The sequence below is a fragment of the Streptomyces sp. RKAG293 genome (genome assembly GCF_023701745.1).
Lineage (GTDB): Bacteria > Actinomycetota > Actinomycetes > Streptomycetales > Streptomycetaceae > Actinacidiphila.
This window is the reverse complement of sequence record NZ_JAJOZB010000001.1, coordinates 5,647,477-5,666,347: the sequence shown is the minus strand read 5'-3', so window position 1 is coordinate 5,666,347 and position 18,871 is coordinate 5,647,477. Positions and strand designations below refer to the sequence as shown.

At 69.5% G+C, this 18,871-nt stretch carries 19 protein-coding genes; 6 read left to right on the top strand and 13 right to left on the bottom strand.

Features of this window, described 5'->3' with window-relative positions; all coding sequences use genetic code 11:
* Positions 1–221: 221 nt before the first annotated feature.
* Positions 222–983, bottom strand: a complete 762-nt coding sequence (locus tag LNW72_RS25430; protein ID WP_138352121.1) for an isoprenyl transferase — start codon at positions 981–983, stop codon at positions 222–224.
* Positions 984–1,110: 127 nt separating this feature from the next.
* Between LNW72_RS25430 and mgrA the strand changes: the two genes are divergently transcribed.
* From mgrA to LNW72_RS25410, 4 genes are all read left to right on the top strand, one after another.
* Positions 1,111–2,154 (top strand): L-glyceraldehyde 3-phosphate reductase, encoded by a 1,044-nt coding sequence (gene mgrA / locus LNW72_RS25425; protein WP_250977490.1) that lies wholly within the window; start codon positions 1,111–1,113, stop codon positions 2,152–2,154.
* A gap of 294 nt (positions 2,155–2,448) precedes the next feature.
* A complete protein-coding gene (locus LNW72_RS25420; protein WP_250977489.1) occupies positions 2,449–3,174 on the top strand; it encodes a hypothetical protein in 726 nt (241 codons plus the stop codon).
* A 7-nt stretch (positions 3,175–3,181) separates the two neighbouring features.
* The gene (locus tag LNW72_RS25415) at positions 3,182–7,168 is read left to right on the top strand and encodes a DUF6531 domain-containing protein (protein WP_250977488.1); all 3,987 of its coding nucleotides are present in this window, start codon (positions 3,182–3,184) and stop codon (positions 7,166–7,168) included.
* A 133-nt stretch (positions 7,169–7,301) separates the two neighbouring features.
* Complete coding sequence (locus LNW72_RS25410) at positions 7,302–7,841, top strand: SMI1/KNR4 family protein (RefSeq protein ID WP_250977487.1); 540 nt, start codon at positions 7,302–7,304, stop codon at positions 7,839–7,841.
* Between the two features lie 11 nt (positions 7,842–7,852).
* On the opposite strand, the gene LNW72_RS25405 is transcribed toward LNW72_RS25410, so the two are convergent.
* Positions 7,853–8,608, bottom strand: a complete 756-nt coding sequence (locus LNW72_RS25405; RefSeq protein ID WP_250977486.1) for an A24 family peptidase — start codon at positions 8,606–8,608, stop codon at positions 7,853–7,855.
* A 94-nt stretch (positions 8,609–8,702) separates the two neighbouring features.
* On the opposite strand from LNW72_RS25405, the gene LNW72_RS25400 reads away from it, so the two are divergent.
* The gene (locus tag LNW72_RS25400) at positions 8,703–9,107 is read left to right on the top strand and encodes a DUF192 domain-containing protein (protein ID WP_250977485.1); all 405 of its coding nucleotides are present in this window, start codon (positions 8,703–8,705) and stop codon (positions 9,105–9,107) included.
* Between the two features lie 60 nt (positions 9,108–9,167).
* Here LNW72_RS25400 and LNW72_RS25395 read toward each other — a convergent pair whose 3' ends face one another.
* Positions 9,168–9,650 carry a hypothetical protein gene (locus LNW72_RS25395; RefSeq protein ID WP_250977484.1) on the bottom strand — a complete coding sequence of 161 codons (483 nt, stop codon included), beginning with the start codon at positions 9,648–9,650 and terminating at the stop codon, positions 9,168–9,170.
* A gap of 99 nt (positions 9,651–9,749) precedes the next feature.
* On the opposite strand from LNW72_RS25395, the gene LNW72_RS25390 reads away from it, so the two are divergent.
* Positions 9,750–10,523 carry an SDR family oxidoreductase gene (locus tag LNW72_RS25390; protein ID WP_250977483.1) on the top strand — a complete coding sequence of 258 codons (774 nt, stop codon included), beginning with the start codon at positions 9,750–9,752 and terminating at the stop codon, positions 10,521–10,523.
* Positions 10,524–10,649: 126 nt separating this feature from the next.
* On the opposite strand, the gene LNW72_RS25385 is transcribed toward LNW72_RS25390, so the two are convergent.
* From LNW72_RS25385 to cpaB, 10 genes are all read right to left on the bottom strand, one after another.
* Complete coding sequence (locus LNW72_RS25385; RefSeq protein ID WP_250977482.1) at positions 10,650–11,309, bottom strand: OmpA family protein; 660 nt, start codon at positions 11,307–11,309, stop codon at positions 10,650–10,652.
* A gap of 6 nt (positions 11,310–11,315) precedes the next feature.
* Entirely contained in the window at positions 11,316–11,711 is a 396-nt protein-coding gene (locus LNW72_RS25380; RefSeq protein WP_308402031.1) for a hypothetical protein, read from the bottom strand.
* 227 nt (positions 11,712–11,938) lie between these two features.
* A complete protein-coding gene (locus LNW72_RS25375) occupies positions 11,939–12,472 on the bottom strand; it encodes a pilus assembly protein TadG-related protein (RefSeq protein WP_250977480.1) in 534 nt (177 codons plus the stop codon).
* Positions 12,473–12,522: 50 nt separating this feature from the next.
* Positions 12,523–12,690 carry a hypothetical protein gene (locus LNW72_RS25370; RefSeq protein ID WP_250977479.1) on the bottom strand — a complete coding sequence of 56 codons (168 nt, stop codon included), beginning with the start codon at positions 12,688–12,690 and terminating at the stop codon, positions 12,523–12,525.
* 323 nt (positions 12,691–13,013) lie between these two features.
* On the bottom strand, positions 13,014–13,913 hold the full coding sequence (locus LNW72_RS25365; protein WP_250980306.1) for a DUF5936 domain-containing protein: 900 nt from the start codon (positions 13,911–13,913) through the stop codon (positions 13,014–13,016).
* Between the two features lie 16 nt (positions 13,914–13,929).
* Positions 13,930–14,868: a type II secretion system F family protein gene (locus LNW72_RS25360; RefSeq protein WP_250977478.1), complete on the bottom strand. Its 939-nt coding sequence runs from the start codon at positions 14,866–14,868 to the stop codon at positions 13,930–13,932.
* On the bottom strand, positions 14,865–16,202 hold the full coding sequence (locus tag LNW72_RS25355) for a CpaF family protein (RefSeq protein ID WP_250977477.1): 1,338 nt from the start codon (positions 16,200–16,202) through the stop codon (positions 14,865–14,867). The genes LNW72_RS25360 and LNW72_RS25355 overlap by 4 nt, the downstream gene beginning before the upstream one ends.
* Positions 16,199–16,585: a TadE/TadG family type IV pilus assembly protein gene (locus LNW72_RS25350; RefSeq protein ID WP_250977476.1), complete on the bottom strand. Its 387-nt coding sequence runs from the start codon at positions 16,583–16,585 to the stop codon at positions 16,199–16,201. The genes LNW72_RS25355 and LNW72_RS25350 overlap by 4 nt, the downstream gene beginning before the upstream one ends.
* Positions 16,582–18,150 carry an AAA family ATPase gene (locus LNW72_RS25345; RefSeq protein WP_250977475.1) on the bottom strand — a complete coding sequence of 523 codons (1,569 nt, stop codon included), beginning with the start codon at positions 18,148–18,150 and terminating at the stop codon, positions 16,582–16,584. The genes LNW72_RS25350 and LNW72_RS25345 overlap by 4 nt, the downstream gene beginning before the upstream one ends.
* Positions 18,147–18,863, bottom strand: coding sequence for a Flp pilus assembly protein CpaB (cpaB, locus tag LNW72_RS25340; RefSeq protein ID WP_250977474.1), 717 nt, complete (start codon positions 18,861–18,863; stop codon positions 18,147–18,149). The genes LNW72_RS25345 and cpaB overlap by 4 nt, the downstream gene beginning before the upstream one ends.
* Between the last annotated feature and the right edge of the window lie 8 nt (positions 18,864–18,871).

The window sequence follows — 18,871 nt, the reverse complement described above, 5'->3', positions numbered from 1 at the left end:
CCTCGAAAGCGGGTGCCTATGCGACTGCATATGACAGCTGTGCCATCAATCCTGACGTGGGCCCGAAAAAACTGCGGCAGATGAACGGAAGGTGCTGCGGCAGATGGCCGAAGGAGGCTACGGAGCAGCCACTCGGGGTCGGCCGGAGGAGGTACCCGGGTTCGGCCGGAGGAGGTACTCGCGGCCCGGCCGGAGGGGGTACTCGCGGCCCGGCGTGGTGGTTACGAACCGTAGCGGCGGTGACGCGCCGCGTAGTCGCGCAGTGCGCGCAGGAAGTCGACCTTGCGGAAGGCCGGCCAGAAGACTTCGCAGAAGTAGTACTCGGAGTGGGCGCTCTGCCAGAGCATGAAGCCCGACAGCCGCTGCTCACCGCTGGTGCGGATGACGAGGTCCGGGTCGGGCTGGCCGCGGGTGTAGAGGTGCTCCGCGATGTGCTCGACGTCCAGCAGCTCGGCGAGGTCCTCGATGGACGTGCCGCGCCCCGCGTGCTCGTGCAGCAGCGAGCGGACCGCGTCCGCGATCTCCTGCCGGCCGCCGTAGCCGACCGCGACGTTCACGAGGATGCCCTCGACGCCGTGGGTGGCCTGCTCGGCCTCCTTCAGCACCGACTGGGTGCGCGCCGGCAGCATGTCCATCGTGCCGACGTGGTGGACGCGCCAGCGGCCGGTCTCGGCCAGCCCGCTCACCGCGCCCTCGATGATGCCCAGCAGCGGGACGAGCTCCTCGGCGGGACGGTCCAGGTTGTCGGTCGACAGCAGCCAGAGCGTGACGACCTTGACCCCGGTCTCCTCGCACCAGCCCAGCATCTCGGCGATCTTGTCGGCGCCGGCCCGGTGGCCCTGCTCCGTCGTACCGCCCGCGGCCTTGGCCCAGCGCCGGTTGCCGTCCAGGATCACACCGATGTGCTTGGGTCCCTGGGCCAGATCGAGGCGGTGCTCCACTCGGCGGGCATACAGCCCATACACCAGGTCGCGCAGATTCATCGCGTACCAGCCCCTCCAGCGCTCGTCACCCGATCGCCACAGTACTGCGCGCGGCGCTGGGCGCACGAACCGGGTGCCCGGCTTCCGGTTCGGATCCGGGGGCCCGGAGGCGTGATAGGCAGAGTGCATGAATAACCGTTCCCTCTACCGCGCCGCCGACGAGCGCTACGACTCCATGGAGTACCGCCGCACCGGCCGCAGCGGGCTGAAGCTCCCCGCCATCTCGCTGGGCCTGTGGCACAACTTCGGTGACGACCGCACCCTCGACTCGCAGCGCGCGATCCTGCGCCGCGCCTTCGACCTGGGCGTCACCCACTTCGACCTGGCCAACAACTACGGCCCGCCCTACGGCGCCGCCGAGTCCAACTTCGGGACGATCCTGGCGCAGGACTTCCGCCCGTACCGCGACGAGCTGGTCATCTCCAGCAAGGCCGGCTGGGACATGTGGCCGGGCCCGTACGGCGACGCCGGTTCCCGCAAGTACCTGCTCGCCTCGCTCGACCAGTCGCTGTCCCGCATGGGCCTCGACTATGTCGACATCTTCTACTCGCACCGCTTCGACCCGGAGACCCCGCTCGAGGAGACGATGGGCGCCCTGGCCTCCGCCGTCCAGCAGGGCAAGGCGCTCTACGTCGGCATCTCCTCGTACAGCCCCGAGCGCACCCGCGAGGCCGCCCGCATCCTGCGCGAGCTGGGCGTCCCGGCGCTCATCCACCAGCCCTCGTACTCGATGATCAACCGCTGGATCGAGGACGACGGGCTGCTCGACGTCCTCGCCGACGAGGGCATGGGCTGCATCGGCTTCGTACCGCTCGCCCAGGGTCTGCTGACGGACAAGTACCTCGGCGGCATCCCCGACGACTCCCGCGCCGCCCAGGGCAAGTCCCTCGACCCGGGCCTGGTCAACAAGGAGACGGTCACCCGGCTGCAGGCCCTCAACGAGATCGCGCAGCGCCGCGGCCAGTCCCTGGCCCAGCTCGCGCTGAGCTGGGTGCTGCGCGACGAGCGCGTCACGTCCGCGCTCATCGGCGCCTCGTCGGTCCGGCAGCTGGAGGCCAACGTGGCGGCGGTCGGCGCGCCGAAGCTCACGACGGAGGAGCTGGCGGAGATCGACCAGTACGCGGTGGAGCCGGAGGGCGTGAACCTCTGGTCGGTGAGCAGCGAGGCGTAACGCTCACACCGGGCGGTCCGCCCCGATCGCCTCCGGCCCCGACCCCCTCCGGCCCGGATCCGTCGGCCCGGATCCGCCCGCCCAGGCCCTCCGGCCCACGGTTGCTGAGGTGCAGTCGGCGACACGCCGCCTTCCGACTGCACCTCAGCTCGCCGATCCGTCGGCACCGCGCTCGCCCCTCCGCTGCCGCCCCCACCACGTCGCCCGGGGAACCGCCCATCCATGAACTGACGTGGAGCGTTCGTAGGATGTGTTCTCGGAAGCGTGTGATCCGAACTGGGCGGGGGCCGGTACATGTCGATCAATTTGCCGCATTGGCTTGCCGAGGTTGTCAATATCCTCGGCTTCAATTGGCCGGAAATCGATGAGGACGAGCTGCGTGCGGCGGCCAAGGGTCTGCGTTCCTACGCGGCCGAGTGCAAGGCCTCGCACGGCAAGACGCACGCGATCGTCACGGGCGATCTCCAGGCGGCGTACGCGGCCCAGTCGTACACCGCCCTCGCCGACCTGTGGGGGAACCAGACCCAGGCCCATATGCATTCGCTGATCGAGGCGTGCGAGCTGCTGGCCGGCGGCTTGGACATCGCCGCTCTCGGCGTGGAGGCGATGAAGGATGAGTGCCTCATCCAACTCGGCCTCGCTGCCGCCGAACTGATTGCCGATCAGGTGGGTGCGGTGTTCACCCTGGGCCTGACGGAGGCGCTTGCCGTGGCCGAGATCGAACTGCAGAACCGTCTCCTCAACGGGATACTCCAGCGGTTCGAGTCCGAGGTGATCGGCGCGTTGGTGGATCAGTTGATCGGTCCGCTGAAGGAGCAGGTCGACCATGCCGTGGAGAAGCTCCTCTTCGCCGAGATCGGCCACCTGGCGGTCGGCGGCCCGCCACCGGGCCTGAAGCTGGACACGGCGGCGATGCGGACCCACGCGGAGGCCATCAGGACCCAGGCGGAAGCGAACCTGACCGGCGGCCGGGAATTCAGCGGAAAAATGTCCGCCCTTACGTTCACGACCGGAGGCTGACCGCAGCGTGAGCGACATCGTCAACAAACTGGTCAAACCGACCATCGCGTTCATCGACCACCTCGCCCGCAAGGTCCCCGAGGCCCTGGGCAAGGGACATCACCGAATAGCCGAGCACACCCACAAGGCCGCCGACCACTTCGACAAGGTCGAAGCGGACCTCGCCAACCAGGCCAAGACCCACCACCACCCGCACGACAGCGGCCACCACGATCCGTCCCCGGTGGCCGGGGTGGGAGTGTCGGCCGCGGCCAAGGCCAAGAGCGGCGAGAAGGCCGCGGCGAACGCGGTCAAGGACGCCGAGAAGACCGCGGCGAAGAACGAGAAGGGGGTGCGCCCCCACGACGGCCCCAAGGAGTCCGTGCCGGGGCCCGAGAAGGTGTGCAAGACCGACCCGGTCGACGTCGCCACCGGGGACATGCTGTTGCCGATCACGGATGTCCAGCTGCCCGGCGCGCTCCCGCTGACCCTGGAACGCACCCACATCTCCTCCTACCGCCACGGCATGTGGTTCGGTCCGTCGTGGGCCTCCACGCTCGACCAGCGACTGCAACTGGACGCCGATGGTGTGGTGTTCGTGGCGGCGGACGGTATGCGCCTCGAGTACCCGCCCCCGCGCCGGAACGCCGAGGTCCTACCGGTCAGGGGGCCGCGGAACCCGCTGACCTGGAGCGGCGTACCCAACGACCCGATGCGGGTCAGCGACCCGAGCACCGGCGAGACCCTCGTCTTCGACCACCCCCGCCCGGCCCCCGGCGCCACCGGCGCTGTCATCCTGCGCCTGGCCGCGATCGAGGACCGTAACGATCGCCGGATCGACATCACCTACGCCGACGACGACACGCCCGCGCTGATCTCCCACCACGGCGGCTACCGGATAGCCATCGACCGGCACCCGGATCTGCCGCGCATCACCGGCCTGCGACTGCTCGACACCGACGGTCCCGGCAGCGGGACGACCCTGGCACGCTACGGCTACGACAAGGCGGGCGACCTCACCGAGGTCTTCAACTCCTCCGGCGAACCCCTGCGCCTCACCTACGACGACCAGCACCGCATCACCAGCTGGACCGACCGCAACGGCACCCGGTACGGCTACTCCTACGACAACGCCGGCCGGGTGGTCAGGACCACAGGGTCGGACGGCTTCATGTCCAGCACCTTCTCCTACAACGGCGAGACCCGGACCACGACGTTCACCGACTCACTGGGCCACACGTCGACCTACGAACACAACGACGCATACCGGCTCATCCGCACCACGGATCCGCTGGGCAACGCCACCGTTCAGGAGTGGGACGAGGGCAACCGGCTGCTGACGGCCGCCACCGATCCGCTCGGCCACACCACGCGCTACACGTACGACGCGGCGGGGAGCCTCACCGCCGTCGTGCACCCGGACGGCGCCAGTGCGGGCGTCTCCTACAACGAGCTGGACCTGCCGGTGGAGGTAACCGACGCGGGGGGCCAGATCTGGCGGAGTGAGTACGACGAGCGGGGCAACCGACTGGCGTCGATCGATCCGATGGGCGCGCGGACCGGCTACACCTACGACACAGCGGGCCTCCTCACCTCGGTGACCAACGCGCTCGGCGCGCAATACCGGATAACCAACGACCCGGCGGGCCTGCCGGTCGCGATCACCGATCCCCTGGGCCACGTCACCACGGCGGAACGCGACACCTTCGGCCGCGTGGTAGCCGCCACCGACGCGCTGGGCAACGTCATCCGGGTCGGTTGGACGGTCGAGGGCCGGGTGGCATCGTGCGAGCGGGCCGACGGCCGGCGGGAAACCTGGCAGTTCGACAGCGAGGGCAACGCGATCGCCTACACGGACATGGCAGGCCGCACCACCGCCCATGCGGTCTCGCACTTCGACCTGCCCGTCTCCAGCACCACCACGGACGGCGGGACCCACGACTTCACGTACGACACGGAACGGCGCCTGACGAAGGTCACCAACCCTTATGGGCTGACCTGGCAATACGAGTACGATCCGGCCGGTTGCCTGATCTCCGAGACCGACTTCAACGGCCGTACCCTCAGCTATGAATACGACGCGGCGGGACGGCTCGCCTCCCGTACCAACGGTGCGGGCGAAACCGTCGTCTTCTCACGGGATCTCCTGGGCCGCCTCGTGGAGTATCGCCACGGCGACGAGAGCACCACCTATGCCTATGACCCTTCGGGCAATCTCCACCGCCAATCCAACGCGCATGCGGAGGTCGTCCGCGAGTACGACGCGGTGGGCCGCGTTCTCGCCGAGACGGTCAACAGCCGGCGGATGTCCTACACCTACGACGTCATGGGACGCCCTGTCGAGCGCCGCACCCCCGGAGGCATCGTCTCCACCTGGTCCTACGACCCGAGCGGATTTCCGCAGTCCCTGACCGTCGCCGGTCACCGAACCGACTTCGCGTTCGACGCGATCGGGCGGGAGACCGCCCGTAGTTTCGGCGACGGCATCACCTTCGCCCAAGGCTGGGACAGCACCGGCCGCGCGACGAGCCAATCCATCGCCCGAGGACCGGGAGCCGAACGCACTCTCCTCCAGCAGCGTGAATACACCTACCGTGCCGACGACTTCCTGACCGAGATCCAGGAACTCACCACCGGCACGCGCCGCTTCAATGTCGACGCGACGGGCCGTATCACCGGAGTCCAGGCCCACGGTGGCTGGACCGAGAACTACGCGTACGACGCTCTCGGCAATCTCACCGAGGCGGCGACCCCACTCGCCCGGCCGGACGACGCCGCGCGGGAGTTCTCCGGCACGCAGCTTCGCCGCGCGGGACGCACGTCCTACGAGTACGACGCCCAAGGGCGCACCACCCGGACCGCCAAGAGACTGCTCAACGGGCAGGTCCGCACCCGTACGTTCGCCTGGAACGCCCAGGACCAACTCACCGCCACTGTCACCCCGGACGGCGTGCACTGGCAGTACCGATACGACCCCGCCGGCCGCCGCATCGCCAAACAACGCGTCGCCACCGACGGCACGATCGCCGAAGAGATCCACTTCAGCTGGGCCGATACCCGGCTGGCCGAACAGACCCCTACCGACGGCCGCTCAACAACCTGGGAGTACACGCCCGGAACCCACCGGCCGCTGGCCCAGGTCGATCACGACCTCACGCAGACAGACGTCGACGCCCGCTTCCACGCCATCATCACCGACCTCGTCGGTACCCCCACCGAACTCGTCTCGCCCGAGGGCGAACTGGCCTGGCAACAGCGCACCACCCTCTGGGGCATCCCGGCCACCGACCCCGGCGCCGACACGATCGACTGCCCCCTGCGCTTCCCCGGCCAGTACGCGGACCACGAAACCGGCTGGAACTTCAACTACTTCCGCCACTACGACCCCGAGGCCGCCCGCTACACCACCCAGGACCCGCTCGGCCTCTCCCCGGCCCCCAACCCCTCGGCATACGTCTCGAACCCCCACGCATGGGCGGACACGCTCGGGCTCAAAGCCTCCTGGGAGCCCGCGGACATCACCTGGGGCGGCAGGGTCCGCTACGGAGACCGCGACGCGGCGCGCGGCAACCGGGCCACGGGGGTGACAGCCACTATTGGAAAGGACATGCTGGGTGGACATACAGACGCACAGGTCGACCCGGCCGGCTGGCAATCCGGCCAGGGCTACAACCGAGCGCATCTGCTCGGCGCGCTGCTAGGAGGGTCCAACGAGGATCCGAGAAACTTCGCAACCATGCATGAATTCGCAAACTCGCCGGCAATGCGCCATTACGAGTTGCAGATTCAAGCGGCCGTGAGGAATGGCGAGATCATTCAGTACAGCGCAACCCCTGTATACCGGACCAATCTCGCGGGCGACGTGGTCCCGGTCGGGATGACCATCGAAGCCCACGGCTCGAACGGATTCTCGTTCAAAACGTATTCCCCGGACAAGAAGACCAGGCGCGACATGAGGAACGGCGAGGGGACGAATGTCGTCACGATTTTGAACGTTCCCAAGCAGTGCCCTTAGACTTGCAGCGGCCTGGAGGCGCGAGTCGTCTCCCGCCAGGCGTAATGATCTTGAACATGTTGGCAAGGGCCTGTGCCATGCCGGAAAACGCATGGCCGGCCCTGCCCATCCGTACGGGAGAGGGATCGATTCGATGGACGCGTTCCTTGCTGAACTGACCCGGTTGGTTCCGCCGGCCGCGACGCCGGCCGCCAAGGACTGGACCTCGGTCGAGAACGACATCGGGACAGTGCTGCCACGCGACTACAAGGAACTCATCGGGGCCTACGGTGGCGGGCGATTTGATTTCCACCTATGGCTGCTGGAGCCGGGATGTGAAAACAGATTCTACGATCTGTCGGTAGCGAACGATGGCCGCATGGACGACTTCGAAGACCTTTGGGATCTTGGCGAGGAGAAGCCGGGCGAGCTGGAGGAAGAGGGCAGCCGGATCATCGCCTGGGGAACCACGGACAACGGCGAGGGTCTCTACTGGCTCATTCGCCCTGGACAGGAACCTGACGACTGGACAGTCATGGTGAATGAAGCCCGTGGCCCCAGATGGGAGCACTTCGCCATGACGTGTACGAATTTCCTGGCGTCCCTCCTGGCAGGATCCGTTCGCTCGGACATCCTCGCCTCGCGGCTCCCGGCCCCGGAGCACGAGTTCCGCCCGAGCGGTACTTTTCTGTAAGGCTGCGCCGGTTACACGGTGGCAGCCAGCAGGACCCCGCCGAGCGCACCGATCAGCATGAACGGCCCGAAGGGCAGGGGCGTCTTACGGTTCGCCCGGCGGGTGGCCAGCAGGACGAGCCCGGCGACGGCGCCGAGGACGAACCCGGCGAACGTGCCCGTGAAGAGCACCGGCCAGCCGTACCAGCCGAGTGCGAGGCCGAGGGTCGGGGCGAGCTTCACGTCGCCGAAACCCATGCCGGCCGGGTTGATGAGGAACAGCAGGAAGTAGACGGCCCCGAGGACGACCCCGCCGAGCAACGCCCGCGGCCAGGAGCCCTCGTGCCCCGGCAGCAGGGCGGCGGCGCCCAGCAGGGCGGCCGTGCCGGCCATCGCGGGGAGCGTCAGGACGTCGGGGAGCCGGAAGACGGCCAGGTCGATGCGGGCCAGCAGCACCCCGAGCGGCACGAGCAGCAGCCACACCACCAGTTCGGGACGCGCCCCGACGAGCGCGGCGAGCGCGGCGCAGGCGGTGACGCAGAGGAGGACGGTGCCGTAGGGGCGCTGTCGCTTGCCGGTCCCGCTGCTCCCGCTGCTCCCCCCGTTCCCGCTGCTCCCGCTGCTCCCGCCGATCCAGCCGCGCGGGCCTGTGGGGTACGGCCGTCCGTCCTCGTCGTCCGCGCGCACCGGTTCCCCGGACGCGACCGCGAGCCGGTGGATGGCGCGCGGCAGCGCGAGGCCTGCCGCGATTCCCCAGACGGCGGCGACTGCGGTGAGGTAGACAGACATCCGGTGTCCTCCCGTGGGGACGGATTCGGCACGGCGCGGGAGGCGCGGCCCTGCGGGGTTTCGGGGGCCGAGGCTACACGGAGGTGCTGGACGGATGGGTCGGACGGTCCGGTGGCGGGACGGCGGCGGAGTGTTGCGAATCGCCGCGCAGGAAGAGGTGGAAGCGGTGGACGGCACGGCATGTGCGTCGCCCCCGCCCGTACCGCTGGAGATCGCCGCGTCCTACCGGGCCAGGACCCGCGGGCTGCTCGGTCGGGACGGGCTGGCGGGGGCGCTGCTGCTCACACCCGCGACGAGCGTGCACACCGTACGGATGCGCTTCGCGATCGACGTCGCCTATCTGGACCGCAGGCTGCGCGTGCTGGCGGTGCGCACCATGCCGCCCGGCCGCCTGGGGCGGCCCCGGCTGCGGGCACGGCACGTGCTGGAGGCGGAGGCGGGCGCGATGGAGCGGTGGGGGCTGCGGCGCGGGATGCGGGTGGAGATCGATGCCGGCTGACGTCGGGACGTCGGCTGACGTTCACTGACGGTCGCTTACGTCCGCTGACGGTCGCTGACCTCAGCCGACGTCGATGCTGTTGACGATCTGCCGCAGTTCGCCGGGCCAGCCGTCGACGTCGGGTCCGGTGACGCGGACGAGGACCGGGCGGCCGTGGCTGTCGGTCGTGGTGACCTCGACGGCCCGGTTCCTGCCGCCGTCCGCCGACCGCTCCACGTACCCCACCTGCCGCGCGGGCCGGCCGTCGATCGTCATGGCCCGTGCGCGGACCCCCCGCCGGGTGGCACCGCCCGGCCACACGCTGATCTCGCCGATCGGACGGCCACCCGTGCCACGGAGCACGGCGGAAGCCTGCGCGCCGCCGACGGTGTGTTGCCCTTCCGGCCGCGTTTCCTCCCACACCTTCGGATGCGCGACGGCCACCGAGCCGCCGCGCAGCACCTTCCACCCCTCGGGCGCGCCTTCACCGGCGGAGCAGCCGCCCAGCACGGCGGCCGCGCCGATCACGCCCGCTACAACCCGAATGATCCTCTTTGCCCGCATGGCGCCAATCTAGGGTCAGCGCGCGGTGCGCAGCCGGTCAGCACGCCGCGCGAAGGTCGCCCCACCGCAAACAGCGCTCACCCCGACAAGGAGCCCGCCATGGGAGATCTGACCGGCAAGACGGCACTGGTGACCGGAGCCTCACGTGGCATCGGGCGCGCGATCGCCCGGCGCCTCGCCGCGGACGGCGCCCTCGTCGCGGTCCACTACGGCAGCAACGAGGGCGCCGCCAAGGAGACGGTCGACGGCATCCTGGCGGCCGGGGGCCGGGCCTTCACCCTGCAGGCCGAGCTGGGTGTCGAGGGCGACGTGGACAGGTTGGTGCACGCCCTCGAAGGCGGGCTGCGCGAACACACCGGCCAGGCACCCCGTTTGGACATCCTCGTCAACAACGCCGCGATCAACGCCACCGGCGGGCCGATCGAAGCGGAGTCACCGGAGCGCTTCGAACGGCTCTTCGCCGTCAACGTCCGCGCACCGTTCTTCCTCGTCCAGCGCGTTCTGCCACTGCTCCACGACGGCGGCCGCATCATCAACATCAGCTCGGCCGTCACGCGGGTCGCCCTTCCCGAGACGATCGCGTACAGCATGACGAAGGGCGCCCTCGACGTCCTCGGCCACACCCTGGCCAAGCACCTCGGCCCGCGCAACATCACCGTCAACACGGTGGCTCCCGCCACGGTCGACACCGACGCCAACGCCTTCTGGCTGCGCGACAACCCGGACGCACACGAGCTGGTCGCCGCGGACACCGCGCTCGGCCGCGTCGGCCTCCCCGACGACATCGCCGCCCCCGTCGCCTTCCTCGCCTCCGACGACGCCCGCTGGATCACCGGCCAGGTCCTCGACGCGACGGGCGGCTGCCGGCTCTGAGCTCCGAGCTCATGCGGGTGTCTGGCTGAGGGCAACAAAAAACGGGCCGGTTCGCAGGGGGGGGAGAGCGAACCGGCCCGAGGGGGGGAGTTACACCGTACCGCTTATGAGCGCGTGCTCAGCACCTCACGCGGCGGACGGTGTGAACGTAATCTCCACCCGGCGGTTCTGACGGCGACCCTCTTCGGATGAATTGTCCGCTATGGGATAGTCCTCGCCGTACCCGCGCACCTGAAAACTGTGGCTTGCGCCACCGGCGGATCCGAGCGCCTGGGCCAAAACCTTGTAAACGGCGTCGGCGCGTTGCTTCGACAACACGTCGCCGTGCTCACTGCTGCCCAGGTTGTCGGTGAACCCGAAGACCCGGATGGGTGACGAAACGTTCTTTGCGTTGATGTCGCCCCCAATGGCCTTGATCCGCGCCGCCGCGGCCGGTGACAGCACCGCGCTGTCGATGGCGAACAGCACCTCCGACTGCAGCGCGTACGTGATCGAGGAGTTGGACTCCTCATGCCGCTGCTCCGGCTGACTCGCACGCGTCGACGACTGGTCCGTGACCGCCACGATGTCCAGCACCTTCGCCGGCGCCAGCGTCGCCCCTTCCGGCAACTTCAGCCGCGGCGAGGTCGGATCGACCTTCACCGGCGCCGAAGGCGCCGCAGTAGAAGGCGAAGCCGACGGCCCACCGTCCGCCCGAGCCATCCCGACGGGCCCGGCGAAGGTGATCGTGACGACCGAAAGCGTGAGCACGGCAGCACCGGCGGCACGTCGCTTGGTACGGGGCATGATCGCTCACCCCTCCGAAATCTGGATCTTGGCGGGCGGCATGGTGGGGAGTTGGAACTCCACGGAGGTGGTGGCGGTGGGCGGGGCGGGGAACTGGGCGAAGATGGGACGGGTCTCCTTGGGCTGGATGAGGTTCAGCCCCATCGTGCAGAGGCACTTCCCTTCCGTGTCCCGGAGAACGTAATACCGCTTCTTCCCCACTTGATCGACGAGGACTGCTCCGGCAAGGGAGGACCCGGACGGGACGAGAGCCAACTCGGCGCCCTGCCAGCTCCCGGCAGTGAATGCCTCGACGCCATTGTTGGTGACGGTGCCGGAGACGGTGACAAATCCGCCTGCATCCCTGACAGCCGAGTTGATGGTGACGACGATGTCCTTCTCGCCCTTGATCTGCGCCAGCACCTGAGTGGGCGCCGGAGTCGTCGCGTTACCCCCGGACGAGGAACCCCCTTGGGGCGCAGCGGACTTGGTGGAGGGCTTGTTGTCAGAGGGCTTGTCGCCACCCCCTCCGCCGCAGCCGGCCAGTGTCAAGGCGGCGCCGGCTGCGAGAGCCACCGCCACCCCGGCCCGGCGGCCTACCGTGCTGCGTCGAATTCCCATTGCTCCCCGATCCTCGCTTCGCTCGGCCATCACTTGCTGAGGTGCACAGTGAAGAACATCGACAGATCCAGAACGAACCCGTTCTCTGTCACGTCGACACTGAGATCCTCTCCGTTGCACTTGAACCTGACGGCTTTTCCGTCCTTGCCGTTCAAGACGCAGCGCGCTTCGACAACAGCCGTGGCGTCGGCCTTCGCTCGGATGTTCTCGGTGCCGTCGATCACCGACTCACCCACGGTCCCGTTCGTGACGACAGTGACTCTGGAACCGGGCAGCCCCTCCGCCGGCACACAGCTGGTGGTCCTGGCATCGTTCTCCGAAGCCAGGGCAGAGGCGGCAGGGCATGCACCGGCCCCATCCATGCCGACCCCTCCGAGCAACTGGCCGAGCTCGACGAGGTCGCCCGCCGTCAAGGCGGCCAAGAATGGATCCTTGATCTCGTCACGGGTCTCCCGCGCAGCGGCCAGAGCCGCCGCGTCCGCGGCGGTCTGGGCGCTATTGCGCTTGGCGGACGCCTGGCCCACCGCGAAGAACGCGAACGCCAGGAAGAACAGGGCCGCCACAGCGACGATGTAGATGCCGAAGGTCTGCCCCTCGTCATGCCCGCGGCGCCTTACTTGCCGTTGCCGCCCGAGATCTTTCCGATCGCGTTGATGATGGCCGTGCGGATCGTGGTTCCGATATCCGTCGTCGCCAACGCGCCGATAATCACTGCGATCACCACCGCGATGCCGAGGTACTCGAACGACGTCTGCCCCCGGTCCGTCGCCTTCTCGCGCATCCAAATCTGCGTGACCACGAGCCGCCTTACTGCCCACCTGCTCATGTCTGATCGCCCCATCCTTTGTCACCTGACGAACGCCGACCACGCCCGATGCGACGGCCGGTCCCTCGTTCACACGCTCACTACGACCGCAGACCTCGACGTCACCCTTCACGGCGCACCGCCTCTCACCGGTCCGGTCCGTAGCGATCCGTTCTTGATTGCAGGTGCAAATATGGTTGCGTCTGCAAAGGTACACCCGAACCCCGTGCAACCGCAGCCCTTTACGCGCCAACTGGCGCATCCAATATGGCGGTTCCGTACATCGCACATGTGCGGAATCACCCATTCCCCATGATCTGGTTGAAGTTGATCTGGGAACCCATGATCGTGCCGGTGAGCAGCAGGATCATGGTCGCGGGCACAAGCAATGTGGTGATCACGCCTGTGGCTTTGGGAACTGCTCTCGCCGCTCGCCGACGGGCGTTCTGCGCTTCAGTCCTGCGCATGTCCTGGGCTATCTGCAGAAGGGTGCGGGCGATCGGTGCGCCCAGCTCTTCGCCTTGCTGCAGAGTGCTCACGAACTGGCTTACCTGATCGCTTCGATTTCGATTCCGCAATTGATCGAAAGCGTCGCGGCGGCTCACGCCCACATCCATCTGCCGCAGCGCGATACGGATCTCGTCCGACCACGGGCCCTTGTAGACCGTGTTGACGCGCTCCAGCGCCTGGCGGAAGCCGAGTCCCGCGCTCACCACCACCGCCAGCACGTCCAGGAAGTCGGGAAGCGTGCGCTCGATGTCGTCGCGGCGCTTGCGGACCGCGAGCCAGAGGCCCAGGTCGGCCCAGCCCCAGGCGTAGCCTGCAAGAACCAGTGCCAGGAACCAGTGGCCCTTGATCACCAGCACCAGCGCCGCCAGCCCGCCCAGCGCCCCGTACACCGCCCGCCGCGCCGCGTACCGTTCCACCGTCAACCCGTGCGGGTGTCCCGCGTGGTCGATCTTCATGCGCATTTTGGCGACGCGGGCGGGGCCCATCCAGCGCATCACCATCGGGGACCAGCGCATGCCGAGTTGGTCGACGGCGTTGCCGGTGCGGGTGGTTCGGGTGCGGCCTACTTCCAGGGCGAGCATCAGGTCGTCGGGGAGCTTGGCGTCGGAGCGCAGGAGGGCGATCGCGTGGACGACGCCTACCGCGCACAGTGCAAGGGCGAGAGCCAGCCCGAGACCGATCATCACCATCAGCAACTCACCGCCTTCATACGTCGATCCTTGACATCCGGCGGATCATCCAGAACCCCACCGCATAGAGACCCAGCGAGATCAGCACGCAGATGCGCCCGAGGTTGGAGCCGGTCATCGCGCTCAGTGAGCCCGGCATGATCTGGTTCAGCAGGAACAGCGAGCCGATGCCGATGACGGGGACGGCGTACGCGGTGACCGTGACCTGGGACATCTGGGTGCGGATCTCCCGCCGGGTCTCCTTGCGCTCCTCCAGGGTGACCGTCAGGTTGCGGAGCGACTCGACGACGGAGCCGCCCGCGCGGCTCGACAGGACGAGGGTGGAGACCAGGACGATGAGCTCGCGGCTGGGCAGGCGTTCCTGGAGTTCGGCCAGGGCTTCCTCGACGGAGTGGCCCATCGCCATCGCGTCGGCGACCTTCTTGAGCTCCTCGCCCGCCGGGGCCTCCAGCTCGTCCGCCGCCATGCCGACCGCCGTGCGCAGCGCGAGGCCGGCCTGGGTGGCGTTGGCCAGGACGCGCGCCAGTTCAGGCAGTTGGGCGATGAAGCGTTCGGTGCGGACCCGGCGGCGCCACTCCAGGAAGGAGTACGCGGACCAGAACGCGAGGATTCCGGCGATCGGGCCGAAGAAGGGGGCGAGGACGACGTCGGCGACGAGCCAGGCGCCGCCGACCAGGCCGACGGCCGCCGCGGTGAACTGGCCGGGGGTGAGGTCGGTGCCGGTGGCGGCGAGGCGGCCGGCGAGGCGCCCGCCCCAGCCGGTGGCGCGCACCCGGCGGTCCAGGGCGGCGAAGGGGACATGGCGGCCGGCGCCCGAGCCCAGCTCGCCCGCGAGGCGTTCGACGAGGGCGGCGCGTTCGGCGCGGCCGCCGGACCAGGCGTGCAGGCCCCAGACACCCAGCGTCAGGGCGAGCAGGGTGACGCCGATGACGATCAGCGGGAGCTGGTCGCTCACTTGGCCTCCCGGATGTCGAGTTCCAGTTCGCTGGAGCCGACGCCGTAGGCGGCCGGGATGTGTTCACCGGCCAGGTACAGCCGCTCGGCGAGCTCCCTGGGGAGGGGGTGGTGCTCGTACCAGCCGCGGACGATGCGGTCGGCACCGAGCGGCTCCGCGCGGAAGCGGGTCGCGCTGGTGAGCCGGAAGACATCGCGGCCGCGGGAGGAGAGCATGGCGATCTCGACGATGCGGCGGGTGCCGTCGACATGCCGGGTGAGCTGCACGAGCACGTCCACAGCGCTGTTGATCTGGTCGCGCAGCGCCTCGAAGGGGATCTTGACCTCGCTCATCGAGGCCAGCGTCTGCAGGCGCAGCACCGCGTCCTCGGCCGAGTTGGCGTGCACGGTAGCGAGCGAGCCGTCGTGGCCGGTGGACATCGCCTGGAGCATGTCGAGGGTCTCACCGCCGCGGACCTCGCCGACGATGATGCGGTCGGGGCGCATGCGCAGGGAGTTCCGCACGAGGTCGCGGATGGTGATGCGGCCCTCGCCCTCGACGTTCGGCGGCCGGGTCTCCAGCCGGATGACGTGGTCCTGCTGCAGCTGCAGCTCGGCGGCGTCCTCGACGGTGATGATGCGCTCGCCGTCCGGGATCAGCCCGGACAGCGCGTTGAGCAGCGTCGTCTTGCCGGAGCCGGTGCCCCCGCTGACGATGATGTTGCACTTCGCGCGGACCAGCGCGGAGAGCAGCATCAGCATGTGCTCGTCGAGGGTGCCGAGGGCTATCAGTTCCTGCAGGGTGTAGGCGCGCGGGAAGCGGCGGATGGTGAGCGTCGGGCCGCTCAGCGACAGCGGCGGGATGATGACGTTGACGCGCTCACCGCTCGGCAGGCGCGCGTCGACCATCGGATTGGACTCGTCGACCCGGCGGTTGACGGTCGAGACGATGCGCTCGATGGTCTGCAGCAGCTGCTCGGCGGACGAGAAGCGGACGGCCACCTGCTCGACCCGGCCGCCCCGCTCGACGTAGATCTTGTCCGGTCCGTTGACCATGATCTCGGTGATGGTCGGGTCCTCGAGGAGTGGTTCGAGGACGCCGAGACCGAGCGCCTCGTCCACGACGCGGCGGATGATGCCCGCGCGCTCCTTCGTCGACAGGACCGGGCCCTCGCGGCTGATGATGTGCCCGAGCACCCGCTCCAGCCGGGCCCGCCGCTCGGCGGTGGCGAGCGCCGACATCTCGGCGAGGTCGATCTCCTGGAGCAGCTTGGTGCGGTAGACGGCCACCATGTGGCCCTCTTGGGTCTGGGGGGTGGCCTCTTCCGTGACGGCGAGGCGGGCGCGCAGGCTCATGGCGTGGTGTCTTCTTTCGGCATGGTCGCGCTGCGCCGCACCGGACCGAAGATGCTCACGCCGGGGATGACGGACGGGATGTTGATGGTGGCGGTCTCGGTGACGGAGTCTCCGTCGTCGGAGGCGGGCGAGATGACGGTGCCGGCCCGCAGCCAGTCGCTCACCGCGTTGCGGCCCGCTTCCCCCGCGTCCGGGTGCGGGGCGCGCAGCGCCGCGGTGCGGGCGGCGGTACGGGCCGCGGTGCCGGCCTGGTTGACGGCGTAGGCGACGAAGCCGAGCTGGATTCCGGCGAGCGCGATGAGCAGCAGGATCGGCAGCACGCCGAGGAACTCCAGGGACGCCGAACCGCGTTCACGCCACCCAGGGGTTCTCCGCACCGTCATCGCTTCGCCTCCTCGTCCACCGTGGACGCGTGGCCGTGCACCGTCAGCGGGAAGTCGATCGCGCCCGGGAACAGGACGGGGACCTTGAGGTTGACGGTCACGGTGACCGTGCCGCCGTCCTTGCCGGTGACGATGCCCGCGCTGCCGCGCCACGCCTCCGGCAGGTCCCGCATCCCCGCCGCCGACGCGTCCTGGCCCACCGCCGCCGCCCGCGCCGCCTCGTCCGCCGCGTGGCCGGCGAGGGTGAACGTGTAGCCCGCGAGCACCGCCTGCCAGACCAGGATCAGGGTGATGAGGATGATCGGCGTCATGCCGAGGGTCTCCAGGATCACCTGGCCCCGGTCGTCGCGCAGGCCGCGCCTGCCGCGTCTGGCCGCCTTGGGCAGCGCGTGGCCGCCGACGGCGAGGCCGAGTTCGGCCGCCAGCGCCCACAGGCCCTGCTTGACCGTGGAACGGTTGTCGAGGTCGTGGAGGCGTCCGGCGTCGATGACGGACTGGAGTTCCTTGAACGCGGCGGGCACGACGGAGGCCGCGACCCTGGTGCCGGTGATGCGGGCGACGAGGGACGGCTGGATCTCGGTGCCGCGCGTGTAGCGGTTGACGACGGTCGTGGTGTCCTGCGGCTTGCGGATCTGCAGCCGGTCCCACATCCGCACCATGCGCTTGGCCGCCCGGACCGCGACGACGTCCGGGGTGGTGACCAGCAGCGCCGTGTCGGCGGTCTCGACGGCCACGGCGTTGGCCGTGGTCAGCTGGGTGCCGCAGTCGACGACGACCACTTCGTACCGCTGCCGCAGCGCGTGCAGGACCAGCCGCACCGACCGGTCCGTGACGTCCTCGCCGCGTTCGCCCTCGCCCGGGGCGAGCAGCAGGGCGGGCCCGGACTCGTGGACGTACATCGCGTCGTGCAGGACGCGCGACGAGATGTCGGCGATGTCGGCGAGGTCGGCCATCGAGCGGCGGAACTGGACGTCCAGGTACGAGGCGATGTCGCCGCCCTGCAGGTCCAGGTCGACGAGGGCGGTGGACCGGCCGGCGGCGTGCGCGGCCAGCGCGAGCTGGATGGCGGTGACGGTGGTGCCGACGCCGCCCTTCGCGCCGGCGACGGCGACGAGGGTGCCGCCGGCCACGGCGGGCAGCGCGCGCTGCGGGCTGAGGTGCCGGCGGACCCCGCCCGCCCAGGCGGCGGCCGCCTCGACGCGGGCGCCCAACTCGTCGTACGACAGCGGCAGTCCGATGACGCCGCGCGCTCCGGAGTCCATCGCGGCGGAGAGCACGGCCGGGCTCGGGTCGGCGGTGAGCAGGACGACGCCGACGGCCGGGAAGCGGAGTGCGACCTCCCGTATCAGTTCCAGCGCGGGCATCGGGGTGATGCCGTCGTGCACGATGACGACCTCGGGCAGCTCGTCGATCCCCGCCTCGGCCGCGCGGGCGAGGGTGTCGAGCAGCAGCGTGGAGTCGGGCAGCGCGGGGCCCGGCTCGGCGCCGGGCAGCTGGTGCAGCAGACCGGCCAGTGCGCGGGCGGCATCCGGGTCAGCGGTGCCGGACAGGATCCTCACGATCACCTCTTGCCTCCCGTGTCGCCCGCCAGGGTGTACGTGCGGTCGCCCGCGGCCGGGGCGCTGTCGTCGCCCGGGGCGATCAGCGCCAGCCGGACGTGCCGGGCGAAGGACTCGGAGAACGCGACGCGCTGGGCGTCGGCCGCGTCCAGGGCGAACGTGATCGGCACGCCCTGCGCGGCCTGCCGCTGGGAGTCCTGGCTCTTGTCGAACGCCTTGATCTCACCGACGTCGATGACCCGCGCCCCGGTGACGATGATCTTCGAGATGTCGGGGTCGGTGTCCTTCTTGCCCGCGAAGGTGGCGAAGATGTTGACCTTCGACCCCGGGGTGATCTTCCCGGCGACGCCGGTCTCCGCGTCGATCATGATGGCGATCTCCATCTGGCCGGACTGGAGCACCGGCCTCGCCGCGACCATGCCGGACTCCAGCAGGGAGCCGCGTTTCAGCGGGATCGCCGCGACCATCCCCTGGACGGTGGCGAGGTCGCGCACAGCGGTGTCGGGCAGCCACTTCTCCGGTATCCGGACCTTCTCCAACTGGCCGGACGTCACCGCCGTATAGGCCGGCACGTCCTTGGTCAGCTGGTACGCGGTGACCTTCGGGCCGACCTCCGACCGTGCGTTGCCGATGACCGTGACGACTCCCGCGAAGGCCGCCACCGCGCACAGCACGGAGACCACCAGGAGGACGACACCGCGTCGCTGACGTGAATTCATCGGCAGGC